This window comes from Nonomuraea sp. NPDC004354 (assembly GCF_053602555.1).
Genome location: NZ_JBSGDV010000017.1, coordinates 120783 through 135933, shown reverse-complemented (window position 1 = coordinate 135933; position 15151 = coordinate 120783). Strand labels below are relative to the sequence as shown.

General features: G+C 71.9%; 20 protein-coding genes. 6 read left to right on the top strand and 14 right to left on the bottom strand.

The window, feature by feature from the left end:
* Nucleotides 1-12: 12 nt before the first annotated feature.
* From ACWENQ_RS35195 to dtd, 4 genes are all read right to left on the bottom strand, one after another.
* Nucleotides 13-498, bottom strand: a complete 486-nt coding sequence (locus ACWENQ_RS35195; protein ID WP_449914443.1) for a hypothetical protein — start codon at nt 496-498, stop codon at nt 13-15.
* A gap of 13 nt (nt 499-511) precedes the next feature.
* A complete protein-coding gene (locus tag ACWENQ_RS35190; RefSeq protein ID WP_354914077.1) occupies nt 512-1156 on the bottom strand; it encodes a response regulator transcription factor in 645 nt (214 codons plus the stop codon).
* On the bottom strand, nt 1147-2370 hold the full coding sequence (locus tag ACWENQ_RS35185) for a histidine kinase (RefSeq protein WP_452418066.1): 1224 nt from the start codon (nt 2368-2370) through the stop codon (nt 1147-1149). The genes ACWENQ_RS35190 and ACWENQ_RS35185 overlap by 10 nt, the downstream gene beginning before the upstream one ends.
* A gap of 79 nt (nt 2371-2449) precedes the next feature.
* Nucleotides 2450-2875 (bottom strand): D-aminoacyl-tRNA deacylase, encoded by a 426-nt coding sequence (gene dtd, locus ACWENQ_RS35180; protein ID WP_449914437.1) that lies wholly within the window; start codon nt 2873-2875, stop codon nt 2450-2452.
* 97 nt (nt 2876-2972) lie between these two features.
* On the opposite strand from dtd, the gene ACWENQ_RS35175 reads away from it, so the two are divergent.
* Nucleotides 2973-3884, top strand: coding sequence for an asparaginase (locus ACWENQ_RS35175; protein ID WP_452418064.1), 912 nt, complete (start codon nt 2973-2975; stop codon nt 3882-3884).
* Between the two features lie 19 nt (nt 3885-3903).
* Here ACWENQ_RS35175 and ACWENQ_RS35170 read toward each other — a convergent pair whose 3' ends face one another.
* Entirely contained in the window at nt 3904-4488 is a 585-nt protein-coding gene (locus tag ACWENQ_RS35170) for an ankyrin repeat domain-containing protein (protein WP_452418062.1), read from the bottom strand.
* 239 nt (nt 4489-4727) lie between these two features.
* Between ACWENQ_RS35170 and ACWENQ_RS35165 the strand changes: the two genes are divergently transcribed.
* Nucleotides 4728-5762 (top strand): sensor histidine kinase, encoded by a 1035-nt coding sequence (locus ACWENQ_RS35165; protein WP_449914434.1) that lies wholly within the window; start codon nt 4728-4730, stop codon nt 5760-5762.
* On the top strand, nt 5759-6379 hold the full coding sequence (locus ACWENQ_RS35160) for a response regulator (RefSeq protein ID WP_452418060.1): 621 nt from the start codon (nt 5759-5761) through the stop codon (nt 6377-6379). The genes ACWENQ_RS35165 and ACWENQ_RS35160 overlap by 4 nt, the downstream gene beginning before the upstream one ends.
* Nucleotides 6380-6410: 31 nt before the next feature.
* On the opposite strand, the gene ligD is transcribed toward ACWENQ_RS35160, so the two are convergent.
* Entirely contained in the window at nt 6411-7376 is a 966-nt protein-coding gene (gene ligD, locus ACWENQ_RS35155; RefSeq protein WP_452418058.1) for a non-homologous end-joining DNA ligase, read from the bottom strand.
* A 178-nt stretch (nt 7377-7554) separates the two neighbouring features.
* Here ligD and ACWENQ_RS35150 point away from each other — a divergent pair, with 178 nt between their 5' ends.
* Together ACWENQ_RS35150 and ACWENQ_RS35145 are read left to right on the top strand one after the other, a co-directional pair.
* On the top strand, nt 7555-9150 hold the full coding sequence (locus ACWENQ_RS35150) for a DUF2207 domain-containing protein (RefSeq protein ID WP_452418056.1): 1596 nt from the start codon (nt 7555-7557) through the stop codon (nt 9148-9150).
* Between the two features lie 52 nt (nt 9151-9202).
* Complete coding sequence (locus ACWENQ_RS35145; RefSeq protein WP_449914429.1) at nt 9203-9874, top strand: ankyrin repeat domain-containing protein; 672 nt, start codon at nt 9203-9205, stop codon at nt 9872-9874.
* Here ACWENQ_RS35145 and ACWENQ_RS35140 read toward each other — a convergent pair.
* Entirely contained in the window at nt 9858-10592 is a 735-nt protein-coding gene (locus ACWENQ_RS35140; protein WP_452418055.1) for an alanyl-tRNA editing protein, read from the bottom strand. The genes ACWENQ_RS35145 and ACWENQ_RS35140 overlap by 17 nt on opposite strands.
* 170 nt (nt 10593-10762) lie before the next feature.
* Here ACWENQ_RS35140 and ACWENQ_RS35135 point away from each other — a divergent pair, with 170 nt between their 5' ends.
* Nucleotides 10763-11323, top strand: a complete 561-nt coding sequence (locus ACWENQ_RS35135; RefSeq protein ID WP_452418129.1) for an SGNH/GDSL hydrolase family protein — start codon at nt 10763-10765, stop codon at nt 11321-11323.
* Here the strand turns inward: ACWENQ_RS35135 and ACWENQ_RS35130 are convergent.
* From ACWENQ_RS35130 to ACWENQ_RS35100, 7 genes are all read right to left on the bottom strand, one after another.
* Nucleotides 11289-11744 carry a MarR family winged helix-turn-helix transcriptional regulator gene (locus tag ACWENQ_RS35130; RefSeq protein WP_452418053.1) on the bottom strand — a complete coding sequence of 152 codons (456 nt, stop codon included), beginning with the start codon at nt 11742-11744 and terminating at the stop codon, nt 11289-11291. The two genes, ACWENQ_RS35135 and ACWENQ_RS35130, sit on opposite strands and share 35 nt — an antisense overlap.
* A 46-nt stretch (nt 11745-11790) precedes the next feature.
* On the bottom strand, nt 11791-12126 hold the full coding sequence (locus ACWENQ_RS35125) for a DUF2516 family protein (RefSeq protein ID WP_452418051.1): 336 nt from the start codon (nt 12124-12126) through the stop codon (nt 11791-11793).
* A 173-nt stretch (nt 12127-12299) separates the two neighbouring features.
* Nucleotides 12300-12716 (bottom strand): hypothetical protein, encoded by a 417-nt coding sequence (locus ACWENQ_RS35120; RefSeq protein ID WP_354914051.1) that lies wholly within the window; start codon nt 12714-12716, stop codon nt 12300-12302.
* Nucleotides 12717-12719: 3 nt separating this feature from the next.
* The gene (locus ACWENQ_RS35115) at nt 12720-13226 is read right to left on the bottom strand and encodes a helix-turn-helix domain-containing protein (protein ID WP_354914049.1); all 507 of its coding nucleotides are present in this window, start codon (nt 13224-13226) and stop codon (nt 12720-12722) included.
* A 73-nt stretch (nt 13227-13299) separates the two neighbouring features.
* Nucleotides 13300-14205: a M56 family metallopeptidase gene (locus tag ACWENQ_RS35110; protein WP_452418049.1), complete on the bottom strand. Its 906-nt coding sequence runs from the start codon at nt 14203-14205 to the stop codon at nt 13300-13302.
* The gene (locus ACWENQ_RS35105; RefSeq protein ID WP_354914046.1) at nt 14202-14558 is read right to left on the bottom strand and encodes a BlaI/MecI/CopY family transcriptional regulator; all 357 of its coding nucleotides are present in this window, start codon (nt 14556-14558) and stop codon (nt 14202-14204) included. The genes ACWENQ_RS35110 and ACWENQ_RS35105 overlap by 4 nt, the downstream gene beginning before the upstream one ends.
* 61 nt (nt 14559-14619) lie before the next feature.
* Nucleotides 14620-15150 carry an N-acetyltransferase family protein gene (locus ACWENQ_RS35100; protein ID WP_452418047.1) on the bottom strand — a complete coding sequence of 177 codons (531 nt, stop codon included), beginning with the start codon at nt 15148-15150 and terminating at the stop codon, nt 14620-14622.
* Between the last annotated feature and the right edge of the window lies 1 nt (nt 15151).

The following is a 15151-nucleotide window of genomic DNA, read 5'->3' as shown; positions in this document are numbered from 1 at the left end:
GCGCGCACGGTGTCACAGCTGGACGCACTTCCCGGCCGGGCAGGTGAGCGAGCGGGGCGTGCCGTTCAGCATCACCGTGGTGCCCTCGGGGACCGCGAGCGTGTAGACGGCGCCGCACCCCGGCGTCTCGCAGACGAAGACGGCCCGTAACCACCGGCCGTTCCACGACTCCTCCTGGTGGCGGGAGCCCACGCTCCACGTGGACTCCCGCCTGATCGCCAGCTCCCCGTGCTTGCCCTGGACGACCTTGACGTCGACCTCGCCCGACGCGTCGAGGACCACCTCCGGCGTGGTGAGCTCGTAGACGTTCTCGGTGACCTCCCTGGTGCGGGTGGAGATCAGGGAGGTCTCGGCCGACGCGTCGGGCGCGGGGATGTTGAGGCCGAACGCCGTCCCGACGCCGACGATCGAGCCGAAGGCGAACAGACCGCCGACGACCAGCCACACCGTGCGCGTTGACGAGCCTTCGTCCGACTTCGATGACCACGGCTTCCGCATGGGCGAGCCCCCTTCAGACCTTGAGGAAGCGCAGGACGGCCAGGACCCGCCGGTGGTCCTTGTCGTCGGCGCCGGACAGGCCGAGCTTGGCGAAGATGTTGTTGATGTGCTTGCCGACCGCGCCCTCCGAGACGACCAGCGCCTCGGCGATGCCGGTGTTGGAGCGGCCCTCCGCGATGAGCGCGAGCACCTCGCGCTCCCTGCGGGTGAGCTGGTCGAGCGGGTCGCTGCGGCCGCGCAGCAGAAGCTGGGCGACCACCTCGGGGTCGAGCGCGGTGCCGCCCGCCTCGACCCTGCGCAGCGCGGCGACGAACTCGGTGACGTCGGCGACCCGGTCCTTGAGCAGGTAGCCGACCCCGGTCGTCTCGGTCGACAGCAGCTGGCTGGCGTAGCGCTCCTCGACGTACTGCGACAGCACGACGATCGGCTGCCCCGGCCGCTGGCGGCGCAGCACGAGGGCCGCGCGCAGCCCCTCGTCCCTGTGCGAGGGCGGCATCCGCACGTCGGTGATCACCAGGTCGGGTGCGTGCTGCTCGACCGCGCGCAGCAACTCCTCGGCGTCGGCCACCGCGGCCACGACCTGCATGCCCGCCGAGCCGAGCACCCAGGTCAGGCCCTCCCTCAGCAGCACCGAGTCCTCGGCCAGCACTACTCGCATGGAAGCTCCACTTCGATCGTCGTCGGCCCGCCCGCCGGGCTGTCGATGCGCAGCCGGCCGTCCACCGAGCCGACCCGCTGCGCCAGGCCGCGCAGGCCGGTGCCGCGCTCGGGCGCGGCCCCGCCCTTCCCGTCGTCCTGGACGGTCACCCGCAACCGATCACCTCTGCGGACGACCGTGATCGCGGCGTTGGCCGCCTCGGCGTGCTTGGCGATGTTGGTGAGCGCCTCCGACACGACGAAGAACGCCACCGCCTCGATCGTGGGCGAGGCCCGGTCCGCGACGTCGACGCTGAGCCGTACGGGGAGGGGTGCGCGGGCGGCCAGGCCGGACAGGGCCGCGTCGAGGCCCTCGTCGGTGAGGACGGCGGGGTGCAGGCCGCGGACGAGGTCGCGCAGCTCCTTGAGCGCCTGCTTGGCCTCCTCGTGGGCCTGGGCGATCACCTGGCGGGCCGGTTCCGGCAGGTCGGTGAGGGTGGCGCGGGCCATGCCGAGGTTCATGGCGAGCCAGACGAGGCGCTGCTGGGTGCCGTCGTGCAGGTCGCGCTCGATGCGGCGGCGCTCGGCGTCGGCCGCGTCGATCACCTCGGCGCGGCTCTCCCGCAGGGTCTCCACCCGCTGTGCCAGCTCGTCGCTGATGCTCGGGCCGAGCAGCGCCTTGCCCGCGATGATGTCGACCCAGGCGAACGCCCTGGCCACGAGGGGTCCGGCGACGAACAGGCCGACGGCGATCACCGCGAACAGCACGCCCAGCCACCAGTAGGCCGCCAGGGCGAAGGTGCGGGCCGACAGGATGGCCAGGGTGATGGTGCCGCCCCAGGCGATGAGCAGGGCGGTCGCGCCCAGGCCGTTGAGCAGCGGGCAGAGCAGGTGGTAGGCGATCTGCCGCCACGTGCTGAGCGCCTTGGCCTGGCCGACCAGCCAGGTGAGCGGGTTGCGGGGCGGCCACGCCCGCGGCACCGGCGCGATCGTGACGTCCAGGTAGGCGGAGAAGCGGGACCGCTGCAGGGCGGTGAGGTACGGCAGCGCCCAGAACAGCACGCCGACGGCGATCACCGGCACGACCACGGTCCAGACCAGCAGCACCGACGCGAAGACCAGGGCGATGATCACGCCTGCCGTGAGGGCTCCGGCCAGCAGGCCCATCGCCACGTGCAGGGTGCGCAGCCAGGTCGCCGCTCCCCATAAGGAGCGGATCCGTTGCCAGATGGTCATGCGATCAACGGTAGGGGGAGGGGCGCCTTCCGGACATGGGCGAGCCATCCGGGAAAAAGGTGAGGCTGGCCCTACCTGCTCACAGGTCGATGACCAGCGTGATCGGGCCGTCGTTGAGGAGGGAGACCTTCATGTCGGCGCCGAAGCTGCCGGTCTCCACGTGCGCGCCGAGCGCCCTCAGCTCGTCGACGACCGCCTGGACCAGCGGCTCGGCGACCGGTCCCGGCGCGGCGGCCTGCCAGGTGGGGCGGCGGCCCTTGCGCGTGTCGCCGTACAGGGTGAACTGGCTGATGACCAGCAGCGGGGCGCCGACGTCCGAGCAGGACTTCTCACCGTCGAGGATGCGCAGGCCCCACAGCTTGGCGGCCAGCTTGCGCGCTTCGGCGGGGGTGTCGGTGTGGGTCGCGCCGACCAGGACCATCAGGCCGGGCTCGTCGATCGCGCCGACCGTCCGGCCCTCGACGACGACGGAGGCGTGGCTGACCCGCTGGACGACTGCTCGCATGACACCCCATTGTGGCCCACCGCCGTGGCGTCCAGGAGCGCGGCCCTCCGCGCGCCCGGCGGGGCCGCGGCTACACTCGTCGCGAAAGGGAGGGGAAATGTCGCTTGTTGTGGAGGTTGTCCGGTCTGGGTTCGTGGAGTCCACGCACCAGGTCCGGATGCTGGCGGTGGCCGCCGACGGGACCCCGGTCCGTGTCCATGGCGCCGTCGACGCGCTGGCCTCGCCGCGCTCCTCGATGAAGCCGCTCCAGGCGCTCGGCATGCTGCGCCGCGGCCTCGACCTGGACGGCGAGCTGCTCGCGCTGGCCTGTGCCTCCCATGCGGGCGAGCCCTTCCACGTCGACGGGGTCAGGAAGATCCTCGCCGGCGCGGGGCTCGACGAGAGCGCCCTTCTCTGCCCCGAGGACCACCCCGAGGACAGGAGCGTGACCGGCAAGGCGCGCGTCTACATGAACTGCTCGGGCAAGCACGCCGCCATGCTCGCCACCTGCGCCGTCAACGGCTGGCCGGTGGAGACCTACCTGGACCCCGCGCATCCGCTGCAGCGGGCCGTCAGGGAGACGGTCGAGGAGCTGACGGGCGAGCGCGTGGCCGCGACCGGCGTGGACGGCTGCGGCGCGCCGCTGTTCTTCGTCTCGATGGTGGGCGTGGCCAGGGCGTTCAGGGCCTTCCCGCTGGGCGGTCCCGGCTCGCCGGAGCGGCGCGTCTACGAGGCCGTGATCGCCCATCCCGAGTGGACCTCGGGCACCACCCGGCCGGAGGTGGCGCTGATGCGGGCCGTACCGGGGCTGATGGTGAAGGCGGGCGCCGAGGGTTTCGACGCCTTCGCCTTCGCCGACGGCCGCGCGGGCACCGTCAAGGTCGAGGACGGGACGTCGCGGGCGCGGGTGCCGGTCACCGTGGCCGCGCTGCGCGCCCTCGGTCTCGAGGCGCCCGAGCTCGACGCGCTGGCGGTCCCGCCGCTGCTGGGCGGCGGGCGTCCCGTCGGAGAGGTACGGCTGCGCGCCTGAGCGGCCGCCGCTGCCGAGGTCAGGCCTGCCGGAGGAGTTCCGCCACCTCGTGCTGCCCCTTCTTCTCGGCGTGCCGCAACGCGGTCACGCCGTCGCGGTCGGCCAGCTCGGGGTCAGCGCCCGCGGCCAGCAGCAGCCTGACGATCTCCTGGTACGGCGGCCCGCCGTCGCCCAGGATGACCGCCTCCAGCAGTCCGGTCCATCCGAGGTCGTTGACGTGGTTGACGTCGATGCCCGTCTTGAGCACCTCGCGCACGTACTCGACGTGCCCCCGCTCGCACGCGGGGATGAGCGAGACTCCGCCGTAGCGGTTCCTGACCGTCAGGTCGGGCTTGGCGGGCAGCAGCGCCCGCATCATGGCCACGCTGCCTGTCACGCCGGTGACCAGCCACGGGGTGTCGTGCTGGGCGTCGAGGGCGTTCGGGTCGGCGCCCGCGGCGACCAGGATCTCGGCGACCTCCACGTGGTCGGCGGCGCTTGCCAGCAGCAGGGCGGTGCGCCGCTGGCTGTCGCGCGCCTCCAGGTCGGCCCCCTCGGTGACGGCCTCTCTGACGGCGGCGGCGTCACCCGTGGCGGCGGCGGTGAGCAGTTGTCCGTTGAGCACATTTGATCCTTTCATGCCAGGACGCGAGGATTGTGGTCGGGATTCCGCGCCGCACGCCGCGAGCCCGAGGGCAGCCGCCGCGGCCAGCACCGCTCGCCGGCTCAACCACACGACTGGGTCCATACCACCACCATGCCTCCCGGAAAAGGGCGGCTCATCCCGCGAACGGTCGGCACCGGGGGAAGAAAACGGCGGAGCCGTACGTCAACCGAAAGGCTGATGTGACGACAGGAGGAGCGGTGGAACGCGTCTGGCTGAACAGGGCCATGCACGTCGGGTTCTTCCTTCTGCTGGCCGCCTCGGCCTCCAGGCTGCTGGTCAGGCACGGGCTCAACGGCGAGAGCATCACGAACGTGAGCCTGGCCGCCGTCCTCGGCGCCGTCTACGCCGCGGGCGTGGTGTTCTGGCGGCCGCTCGGCCAGCGCGGCCGGCTGGTCTGGCTCGCCGCCGTGCTCCTGCTCTGGCTGGTGCTGGTCGAGATGGCGCCGTCGTTCTCGTGGTGCGCGATCCCGCTGTTCTTCATGTGCCTGCGGCTGCTGTCGCCGCCGCTGGCGATCGTGGCCGCCACCGTGCTGACGGCCGCGGTGATCGTCTCCCAGATCTACCTGGCCGACCGGTTCGATCCGAGCCAGGTGCTCGCGCCCGTCGCGGTGGCCGCGATGACCGTGGTCATCTTCTGGGAACTGCGGCGCGCGGGCGTCCTGGAGGAGAGGGAACGGCTCAGCCGCGAGATCCACGACACGATCGCCCAGGGCCTGACCAGCCAGCGCATGCTGCTGCAGGCCGCCGACCGGGCGTGGACGGCCGACCCCGACCGTGCCCGCGGGTACCTGCGCCAGGCCATGGCCCTGGCGGGCGACAACCTGGAGGAGGCGCGGCGCCTCGTCAGAGACCTCGGTCCCGCCGAACTGGCCTCGCGGTCGCTGCCCGACGCGCTCAAGGCGATCAGCGACGACTTCCGCCAGGAGGGGGCCGAGTATCCCCTCGACCCCAAGACGCAGGCCGTCCTGCTCAGAGTGGCGCAGGGAGCGCTGGCCAACGCGCGCGAGCACGCCCACGCGAGCAGGGTGGTCGTCACGCTGTCCTACCTGGAGGGCGAGGTGACGCTCGACGTGTTCGACGACGGCGTGGGCTTCGACCAGGCCGTCTCCGGGCCGGGGCGCGGGTACGGCCTGCGCGCCATGCGCGACCGGCTGGCCGAGGTGGGCGGCACCCTGGTCGTCGAGAGCGTGCCGGGCGAGGGCACGGCCGTGGCTGCGAGGATTCCGCTGTGAAGCTCTTCCTGGTGGACGACCACCCCGTGGTGCGGGCGGGAATCGCGGCCCTGGTCGGCGGTGAGCCCGACATGGAGATCGTCGGTGAGGCCGGCACGTCGCAGGAGGCGGTCAGGGGGATCGCCCTCAGGCAGCCCGACGTCGTGCTGATGGACCTGCAACTCGGCGAAGGAGCCGACGGCGTGGAGACCACGCGGCTGGTCCGCACGCTACCCAACGCCCCGCAGGTGCTCGTGCTGACCACCTACGAGACCGAGGCGGACATCGTCAGGGCCATCGACGCCGGGGCGACCGGCTACGTGCTCAAGGCCTGCCCGCCCGACGAGCTGTTCCAGGCCATCAAGGCGGCGGCCAGGGGGGAGACCGTCCTGTCGCCGAAGGTGGCGACGCGGATGATGCGCCGCATGCGCGACCCCGGGCCCGCCCTCACCGCCAGGGAGATCGAGATCCTCGGGCTGCTGGCCAAGGGGGCGGGCAACAAGGAGATCGCCAAGGCGCTGTTCATCACCGAGGCGACCGTCAAGACCCACCTGGTCCACGTGTACGGCAAGCTCGGCGTCGACACCCGCACGGCGGCCGTCACGGCGGCGGTCGAGCGCGGCCTGATCCGGCTGTGAACCACCCCGCGCGGCCTCCCGCGAACTCCTCCTACGAGGCCTGGGGGACCCGCACCTCCTCCGGCCGCTTGTCCTCGCGCAGGCCGCGCCACGAGGGGTGCCGCACCCGCCCGTCCGGCGTCCACTCCGCGTAGCGGACCTCCCCGACCAGCGCCGCCTCCACCCAGTGCGCGCCCCGGGCGTGCTCGGGCGGCACCCCGGCCACGGGCGGGTCGGGCCGCTCCAGCGGCCGCAGCCGCGCCTCCAGATCGGCCAGCATGCGGTCGGTGAAGCCGGTGCCCACGTGCCCGGCGAAGACCAGCCGCCCCTCGGCGTCGTGCACGCCGAGCAGCAGGGATCCGATGGTCCCCGCCCGGCGGCCCTCACCCGGCTTCCAGCCGCAGATGACGACCTCGAGCGTGGCGAAGTTCTTCACCTTGGTCCAGTCGGCCGAGCGCTGCCCCGGCCGGTAGGGCGAGCCGAGCCGCTTGGCCACCACGCCTTCGAGTCCGAGTGACTTGCTGGCCGCCACCGCGTCCTGGCCGGCGCCGTGGAACCACACGGGCACCTGCCAGCGCGCACCCGGCGTGACCGTCTCCTCCAGCACCTCCCGGCGCTGCGTGTACGGCAGGCCGACCACGCTGACCGCGTTGATGTGCAGCAGGTCGAACAGCATGAACGTCACGGGCACCGACCTGACCAGCTCCGCGATCTTCGCCGGGTGGCGCTGGTGCATCCGCGGCTGCAAGGCGGCGAACGAAGGGCGGCCCGCGGCGTCGAAGGCGACGATCTCCCCGTCGAGGACCAGGTCGTGGCCGCCCACCGCGCCGCCCAGCATGCGCAGTTCGGGATAGGCCACGGTGACGTCCTTGCCGTTGCGCGAGACCAGCCTGACCGCCCTGTCCTCGACGTAGGCCACCGCCCTGACCCCGTCCCACTTCATCTCGTAGCCCCAGTCGCCGGCGACCGGCAGCGATCCGGCCTTGGCGAACATCGGCTGGTAGGGAGGGAGTGTCATCGGGACACCTCCGGCGTGGGCGGTCGTGCCGTACCGACGATGAAACCCCGTCCGGGCCCGCGCGTACAGGCCTGCCGCGCGGCGCCGTGAATCGCCCTCACACCCCGAACCATCGCATTCCCCCTGGTCAGGGCGTACCCATTCAGAGCGTCTGTGCCAACCGCTACGATCGGCCGCCATGACGGGTATCAAGGTCGCCTTGGCCGCTTTCCTGCTCGGCGCGCTCTCCATGACGGCGCCGTCGGGGGCGATCACCGACGAGGTGACGATCGAGCTCGGCAAGGGCGGCGTGCTCCACGTGAGCGAGAAGATCAGCGGCGCGGGCGGCGAGGTCAAGCGGACCTTCCTGAGCCGCACCCGCTACGACGACTCCTTCGACCGGCTCTACCGGATCTCCAACGTCAAGGGCGGCACGCTCGCGGGCGACGTGCTGACCATGAAGGGCGACGGCACCGTCTCCTACGACGTGACCGGCGCCGTCACCCAGGCCGGCGGCGACGAGGAGCTGCGCTGGTTCGCCGTCGGCGGCTGGAACGTCCCGGTGGAGAAGGCCACGGTCAAGGTCACCGGCCCGGCCTCGATCCAGAACCTGTCGTGCTTCGCCGGCGACCTGACCTCGGCGATCGGCTGCACGTCCGCCTCCATGGACCACACCGGGGCGCGCGCCGACTTCGAGCAGCAGCGGCTCAACGCCGGCCAGGCGCTGACCGTCGTCGTCGGCTTCCCCCAGGGCTCCAGCGGCGGCGAGCCGATCCTGGCGCGGCGCTGGACGCTGGCCTCGGCGTTCACGCTCGACCTGGTCACCGGGGGCGCCCTGGCCGGGCTGCTGGTGCTGCTGCTGGGCGGGGTGGGCCTGCTGTGGTGGACGCGCGGCCGCGACGCCCGCGTCGTCGGCCACGAAGGGGACGCGGTCGCCGCCGTCCAGGACGGCCACTTCACCCCGCCCGACGGCGTACGGCCCGGCCAGATCGGCACGCTGATCGACGAGCAGGCCGACGTGATCGACGTGACGGCCACCATCGTCGACCTCGCGGTCCGCGGCTACCTGCGCATCGACGAGCAGCCCCGCCAGACCTACGACGCGCCCGACTGGCTGCTGGTCAGGCTGCCGAACGCGCCCGTCGGCTCGCTCATGCCGTACGAGAAGGCGCTGTACGACGCGATCTTCGACGGGCGTGACGTGGTGCTGCTGTCGCAGCTGTCCGGCTCCTTCCACGCCCACCTCGGTGAGGTGCGCGACGCCCTCTACACCGACGTCGTACAGCAGGGCTGGTTCGCGCGCCGTCCCGACGCCGTCCGCACCCGCTGGACCACGATCGGCCTCGTGCTCTGCTTCCTGGGCGTGGCCGCGACCGTGGCGCTGGCCTGGTTCACCACCTACGGCCTGCTGGGGCTGGCGGTCGTCATCGCGGGGGCGGCCCTGGCGGTGGGCGGGCAGTCGATGCCGGCCAAGACCGCCAAGGGGTCGGCCGCGCTGGCCCACACGCTGGGGTTCCGGCAGTACCTGCTGGCGGGCGACCTCGGCGCCGTGCCTGAGCAGCACCGGGTCGAGCTGTTCTCCCGCTACCTGCCGTACGCGGTGATCTTCGACGGGGTCGAGCACTGGTCGCGGGTGGTCGCCTCGGTCACGGGCGACGGGCAGGAGGCCGACAACCTCTACTGGTACCACGGGCCGGCGGAGTGGGACCTGTCGAAGTTCGCGGGCTCGATGCGGACCTTCACCACCACGACGTCGGGCGCGATCTCCTCGACCCGCCAGTTCCGCTCCCTCTGACGGCCCGGGCCGGGGCTCGACGGGACACCCGTCATGATCGAGAATGGCCGGCATGGACGTTGACGACCCGATCGCCGTCGCCGTCGTCGCGGCGATCCACGCCGGTGAGGCCGCCGAGCTGGAGCGCCTGCTGACCGCCCATGAGGGGCTCGCCCGCGAGTGGCTGGAAGGGCGCGACGGGACCAGGCGTTCGCTGCTGCACGTGGCCACCGACTGGCCCGGCAACCGCCCCGGCGTCCGGCGCACGATCGAGCTGCTCGTCGCGCACGGGGCCGACGTCGGCGCGCGCTTCGCCGGCCCGCACACCGAGACGCCGCTGCACTGGGCGGCCAGCAACGACGACGTCGAGGCCCTCGACGCGCTGCTCGACGCGGGCGCCGACATCGAGGCCACGGGCGCGGTCATCGCGGACGGCACGCCGATCACCGACGCGGTGGCCTTCGGGCAGTGGAAGGCCGCGCGGCGCCTGGTCGAACGCGGCGCGTCCGTGGCGGCGCACGAGGCGGCGGCGCTCGGGCTGCTCGACCGGATGGTCGAGCCGTACGATCTCGACCTGGCCTTCTGGTTCGCCGCCCACGGAGGGCAGCGCGACATCGCCGAGTATCTCCTCCACCGCGGCGCCGACCCGGCCTGGTTGCCCGACTGGGAGCCGCTGGACGCGGCGGGGGCGGCCAGGCGCAACGGGTTCGGCGAGCTGGCCGACCGGCTCAGTCGGAGATCGTGATCCGCAGGCGGCGGAAGCCCCTGCCCTTGCTCTCGATCTTCGCCACCTTGATCCGGCCGATCTGCTTGGTGGAGGCGACGTGGGTGCCGCCGTCGGCCTGGGTGTCGAGGCCGACGATGTCGACGACGCGGACGTCCTGCACGTGCTCGGGCACCAGGTTGGTGGCCGTGCGGATGATGTCGGGAATCGCGAACGCCTGCGCGCGCGGCAGCACCCGCACGTCGATGCGCCGGTCGGCGCCGATCTCGGTGTTGCAGGCGGCCTCGACCGCCTCCTTGAAGCCCGGTGGCACCTCGGGCAGGTTGAAGTCCATCCGGGCGGAGAACTCCTCCATGTTGCCGCCGGTGACCAGCGCGCCGTAGTCGCGGAAGACCACCCCGCACAGCACGTGGAGCCCGGAGTGGGTGCGCATGAGCGCCGAGCGCCGCTCGTCCGCCACGGCCCCGGCGACGACCGTGCCGACGGGTGGGACGGGATCGCCCTCTGCCGGGATCAGGTAGAGATCGTCGCCTTTGCGTACCCCGGCGATCCGGGTTTCCACCCCCTGCCAGAGAAGAACTCCCTGATCGGCCGGCTGGCCGCCGCCGCCCGGATAGAATGCCGACTTGCTCAAGACGATCCCCTCTGGCGACGAGTCCAGGACGACCGCCTCGAACGAGCGCAGGTTCTGGTCGGAGAGTTCGAGTCGTTGCGTGCGCCCGTGGAGATCGAAGGTCATGTCGGCAGCCTAGAACCCCTGAGGTGGTCATGCGCGGCCTGCTGCGTCGTCGTCTGCTCGCATCGGCCGCCACGGTAATCGGGATATGTCCCGCTATTGCGGGGTGCAATGGTGCTGCGGCTTCGCAGCCACCCGCGCGCGTGCCCGTCGTGCAGGAGACGACACCCGTGATGATGGTCGTCGGCGACAGCTTCACCGTCGGATCCGGGCCCGTGCACCCATGGGAGACCTACGCCACCGAGGCGGCGCGGCGGCTGGGCTGGCAGCCGGTGGTCGCGGGCGCCGGCGGCACCGGCTTCGTCAATCCTGGCCGGGTGGGCCGCAGCTTCGCGCAGTCGTTCACGGCGGAGCTGGCCTGGCGGCCCGCCCCCGACGTGCTGATCATCTCGGGCGGCCACAACGACCACCGATGGGCCGCCTCCTCGGTACGGCGGGCCGCCGCCAGGCTCGTGGGGTCCGTCAAGGCCGTCTGGCCCCGCACCAGGATCGTCATGATCGGCCCCATCTGGATCGACCGCGCCCCGCACAAGGCCTACCTCGTCCGCGACGCCCTCGCCGACGTGGCGGGCCACGAACAGGTGACCTTCCTCGACCCGCTCCGGCAGCGCTGGATCTCCGGCGACCGGGCCGAGGTGCTGCTGCCCGACGGCGTGCACCCCACGCTCGAAGGGCACGACAGGCTGGCGCAGTGGCTGGTCAACGCCCTGCGGGCCACTCCCGTGCCCTCGTGACGTGCCGCTGGTAGAGCTCGCGCGACTCCCGCAGGAAGCGGGCGATCGTCTCCAGCTGCTCGTCGGTGTACCGGGACAGGATCGTCTCGCCCTCGACGGCGAAGGGGCCGTAGAGCTCCTCGGCCATGGCCGCGACCTTCTCGGTGGGCCGGACGACCACCCTGCGGCGGTCGCCGGGATCGGGGGAGCGGGTCAGGTAGCCGAGCTTCTCCAGCCGGTCGAGCATGGCGGTGACGCTGCCGGTCGTCAGCCCGAGCGCGGGGCCGAGGATGCCGGGGGTGATCTCGCCGTGCCGCAGCAGGATCTCCAGGCAGCGGATGTCGGTCCTGTTGACGCCCAGGGCGCGGGCGGCGGCCGCGTCGAAGTCGTCGACGGCGGACTGGAAGGCCTGCATCTCGGCACCGATCAGTTCTCTGGACATGCGACCTTCGTGGAAGCGGTGGACCGGGAGCCGGGCGCCCGCCGCTCTACCAGGGACCGTAGGGGCCGTTGCCGCCGCCCTTGCCCATGCCCTGGACGGCGGGCTTGACGTCGGCGAGGTAGACGCCGGCGGCGATCACCGAAGCGATCGCGAAGATGTTGAGCCTGGCCAGCCCGCTGGCGCCGAAGTAGCCCCAGGCCGTGGCGAAGGAGAACAGCGTGCCGAGGCCGAGGATCAGCAGCCACCACTTCTTCTGGAGCTTGCCCGCCGCGATGAAGGCGTTGGTCGGGGTGCGGAGCGCGTGGACGAGCGCCCACACCGACATGCCGAACGCGATGATCGCGAGAATCGCGAAGATGAGGTCAAGGCCAAAGGTGATCATGTCCACTCCGCCCAATGCCGCGATGTCGCCAACCACCCTAGTCCATTCACCCTGAAACCTGTTTCCAGTACGGCAAGCCGCCCAAGGCGCCCGGACGTCCGGGGAATGCTGACCGGCCCAGGGAACGCGAGGACCCCCGCCCGGGGACGGGCGGGGGTCCTGAACACGCGGGGTCAGGCCTTCGGGGCGGCCTTGGGGGCGCGGGTGGTCTTCTTGACCGGCGTGGCGACCGGCGGCTCGGCGGCCTCGGAGACCTCCTCGAGCTCCAGCGCGGCCTCACCGCTCACCTTGCTGACGACCTTGCGGCCGCGCGTGGCGAACTCCTCGTAGACCTCGGTGGCCCTGGCGCTCAGCTGGTCGGCGTAGTCGCGGGCCTTCTCGGGGAACTCGCGGGCGAAATCCTCGGCCTTGAGCCGGGCCTCGCGCGCCCGCTCCGGCAGGTCCTTGGTGAAGTCGGAGCGGCGCGACTCCAGCTTCTGCAGCCGCTCGGGCAGCTCGCGGAGCTTCTCGACGGCGTAGTCGCCGGCACCCGCGACCGCGTAGAACGGCTTGGAGTCGGTGAGCTTCTTGACCTCGGTGGCGAGCGTCATGGGTTAACCTTCCTTGGTTTCCTGGGTGACGGTGCCGTTGTTCGAGGAGCTGGATGAATCCGCCGCGTATGGAGCGAGCGCGGCGAGGAATTCCTCTGGCAGCGGCTGCTCGTCGTCCGTCGCGGAATCGTGCTGGGGGCGAGCATTCTGGGAGGTCTGCTCGTCCCCGGCGCGGTTCTCCTTGCGGAACGACTCGTAGATGTCGATCAGCACCTGGCGTTGCCGCTCGGTGATGAGGTTGTCGGCCCTGATCGCGGTGATCACGTCGCTCGGGGGCTCGCGGTCCTCGATCAGCCCCGCCTGCACGTAGAGCGCCTGCGACGAGATGTGCAGCCCCTTGGCGATCTGGTTCAGGATCTCGGCGCTCGGCTTGCGCAGGCCCCGCTCGATCTGGCTGAGGTAGGGGTTGGAGACCCCTGCCGCCGCCGCGAGCTGGCGCAGCGAGATCTTCGCCTGCTGCCGTTGCTCGCGGATGTACTCACCGATCGAGCCGACGTTGGGTAGTGCCATACCGTCAGTCTGCCCCGATGTGCTTGCAATTGCAAACGAAGCGGCTAACACCTGCAAGCAGGAAACGGCGAGGTTAGAAGGGCAACGCCCACAGGAAGGGGGCGGAGGTGGCCAACGTCACACTCAGGGCGATCAGCCCGAAACGCCCGGAGCGCGGCAGGTCGGGAGCCGGCTTGATCAGCCGGTCGACCCTGGTCATCACCTGGGAATGGGCGGCGCCGAGCATGCCGTGGGGCGCCGGGATGGCGCCTGCCGTACCGAAACGGAGCAGGGCGGTGGCCAGGCGGCGAGGCGAGCAGTAGCGGCGGGCCCGGTCGTCGGCGGCCATCTCGACCAGCAGTTCCACCTGGGCCTGCGCGTCGCGCACGACCTTCGAGAACGGCAGCGCCCTGCGCAGCGCCCCGAACGGCAGCAGCACCAGGTCGTGGCGCTCGCGGACGTGGGCCGACTCGTGGGCGAGCACCGCGGTCAGCTCGTCCTCCGACAGCAGTTCGAGCGTGCCCGAGCTGACCACGACGTGCGAGCGCAGGCCCGGTACGCAGTAGGCGGCGGCGCCGGGATGGTCGAGGATGCGCACCCCAGGGATGCGCGGCTCCTCGCGGGCGATCAGCGCGAGCAGCGTGCGGTGGCGGCGCCTGGCGCGCAGCGTCTGCACGCCGGCTGCGAGCAGCACGGCGACCAGGACGGCCAGCATGGTCAGCCCCGCGACCATGGCGAGCGCGTGGAACGGGTCCCACGGCACGCCGGGCCGCTCACCGGCGGCGAAGGCGAGCAGCCCCTGGATCACACCCCTGTCGTACGGCATGACGGCGAAGGCGAGCAGCGCCCCGGTGCTGGCCAGACCCCAGGCGACGCCGAGCGACTGCCACAGGGCGATGGCGAGGCGGGGAGCGCGGGAGGTCCAGCGGGCGGCGGTGAAGCGCCAGGCGCCGATCGCGCACGCCGCGGCGAGCGCTGCCAACGCCGCCGCCGTGATCACTCTTCCTCCAGCTCCGTGAGGGCCTTGCGCAGGATCTCCGCCTCGGACCCCGAGACGGCCTGGGCGAACCTGGTGAGGGCGGCCGAGCGGTCGCCCGTCATGTCCAACGCCTCCAGCATAAGCTCGGCGACGTAGCTGTCACGGGTTTCGGCTGGTTCGTATCTCCATGCCCGGCCGTCGCGCGTCCGCTCGAGGAACCCCTTGCGGGTGAGCCGGTCGAGCACGGTCATGACGGTGGTGGGGGCCAGGTCGCGATCCTCTATGAGCCTGCCCACCTCGCGGGCGGTCAGCGGGGCGTTCTGCGCCCAGAGGATGTCCATGATGCTGCGTTCGAGCTCGCCAAGACCCTTCACACTCACCAGCGTAGTACTACACGCTGTCGAGCTGGGATCCGGCCCGAGGATGAGAGGGACGTCACGCGTTCTCCGGCAGGAACGTCACCATGTAGATCTCGTCGCGCTCGTCGCCGTCGGCCACCCTGATCGCGCGCGGCACCCGGCCGACCTCGCGGTAGCCGTGCCTGGCGTAGAAGTGCTCGAGGCCGAGCCCGCCCCTGGCGGTCAGCCGGAGCGACTCCAGGCCCAGCCGCGTGCCCGCCTCGGCCACGGCGCGCATGAGCTCGCCGCCGTAGCCCTTGCCCTGGTGCTTGGGATGCACCATCACCCGCATCACGGTGCGCCAGTGCGTCATCAGCGAGTGGCCCGTGGAGACCAGGACCGCCCAGCAGGCCACCCGCCCGTCGTCGTCGAAGCCGGCCACCAGCGTGTCGGGGCCGCCCTCCGCGCACGCGGCGAACGTCGTGGTGGCGGTGGGCCTGATGTCGTCGGCCGTCACCGGCGGCACCCAGCCGACCGCGCCGCCCGCGTTGGTGACGTCGACCCAGCACTCGAGAAGGTCGTCGAACAACTCGGGCGAAATTTTCGGAGAAATCACGAAACGCGGCATG

What these genes read in the sequence shown, in the direction of transcription:
- ACWENQ_RS35195 (WP_449914443.1), bottom strand. Translation starts at nt 498, where the DNA reads ATGCGGAAGCCGTGGTCATCGAAGTCGGACGAAGGCTCGTCAACGCGC.
- ACWENQ_RS35190 (WP_354914077.1), bottom strand. Translation starts at nt 1,156, where the DNA reads ATGCGAGTAGTGCTGGCCGAGGACTCGGTGCTGCTGAGGGAGGGCCTG.
- ACWENQ_RS35185 (WP_452418066.1), bottom strand. Translation starts at nt 2,370, where the DNA reads ATGACCATCTGGCAACGGATCCGCTCCTTATGGGGAGCGGCGACCTGG.
- dtd (WP_449914437.1), bottom strand. Translation starts at nt 2,875, where the DNA reads ATGCGAGCAGTCGTCCAGCGGGTCAGCCACGCCTCCGTCGTCGTCGAG.
- ACWENQ_RS35175 (WP_452418064.1), top strand. Translation starts at nt 2,973, where the DNA reads ATGTCGCTTGTTGTGGAGGTTGTCCGGTCTGGGTTCGTGGAGTCCACG.
- ligD (WP_452418058.1), bottom strand. Translation starts at nt 7,376, where the DNA reads ATGACACTCCCTCCCTACCAGCCGATGTTCGCCAAGGCCGGATCGCTG.
- ACWENQ_RS35150 (WP_452418056.1), top strand. Translation starts at nt 7,555, where the DNA reads ATGACGGGTATCAAGGTCGCCTTGGCCGCTTTCCTGCTCGGCGCGCTC.
- ACWENQ_RS35145 (WP_449914429.1), top strand. Translation starts at nt 9,203, where the DNA reads ATGGACGTTGACGACCCGATCGCCGTCGCCGTCGTCGCGGCGATCCAC.
- ACWENQ_RS35140 (WP_452418055.1), bottom strand. Translation starts at nt 10,592, where the DNA reads ATGACCTTCGATCTCCACGGGCGCACGCAACGACTCGAACTCTCCGAC.
- ACWENQ_RS35135 (WP_452418129.1), top strand. Translation starts at nt 10,763, where the DNA reads ATGATGGTCGTCGGCGACAGCTTCACCGTCGGATCCGGGCCCGTGCAC.
- ACWENQ_RS35130 (WP_452418053.1), bottom strand. Translation starts at nt 11,744, where the DNA reads ATGTCCAGAGAACTGATCGGTGCCGAGATGCAGGCCTTCCAGTCCGCC.
- ACWENQ_RS35125 (WP_452418051.1), bottom strand. Translation starts at nt 12,126, where the DNA reads ATGATCACCTTTGGCCTTGACCTCATCTTCGCGATTCTCGCGATCATC.
- ACWENQ_RS35120 (WP_354914051.1), bottom strand. Translation starts at nt 12,716, where the DNA reads ATGACGCTCGCCACCGAGGTCAAGAAGCTCACCGACTCCAAGCCGTTC.
- ACWENQ_RS35115 (WP_354914049.1), bottom strand. Translation starts at nt 13,226, where the DNA reads ATGGCACTACCCAACGTCGGCTCGATCGGTGAGTACATCCGCGAGCAA.
- ACWENQ_RS35100 (WP_452418047.1), bottom strand. Translation starts at nt 15,150, where the DNA reads ATGCCGCGTTTCGTGATTTCTCCGAAAATTTCGCCCGAGTTGTTCGAC.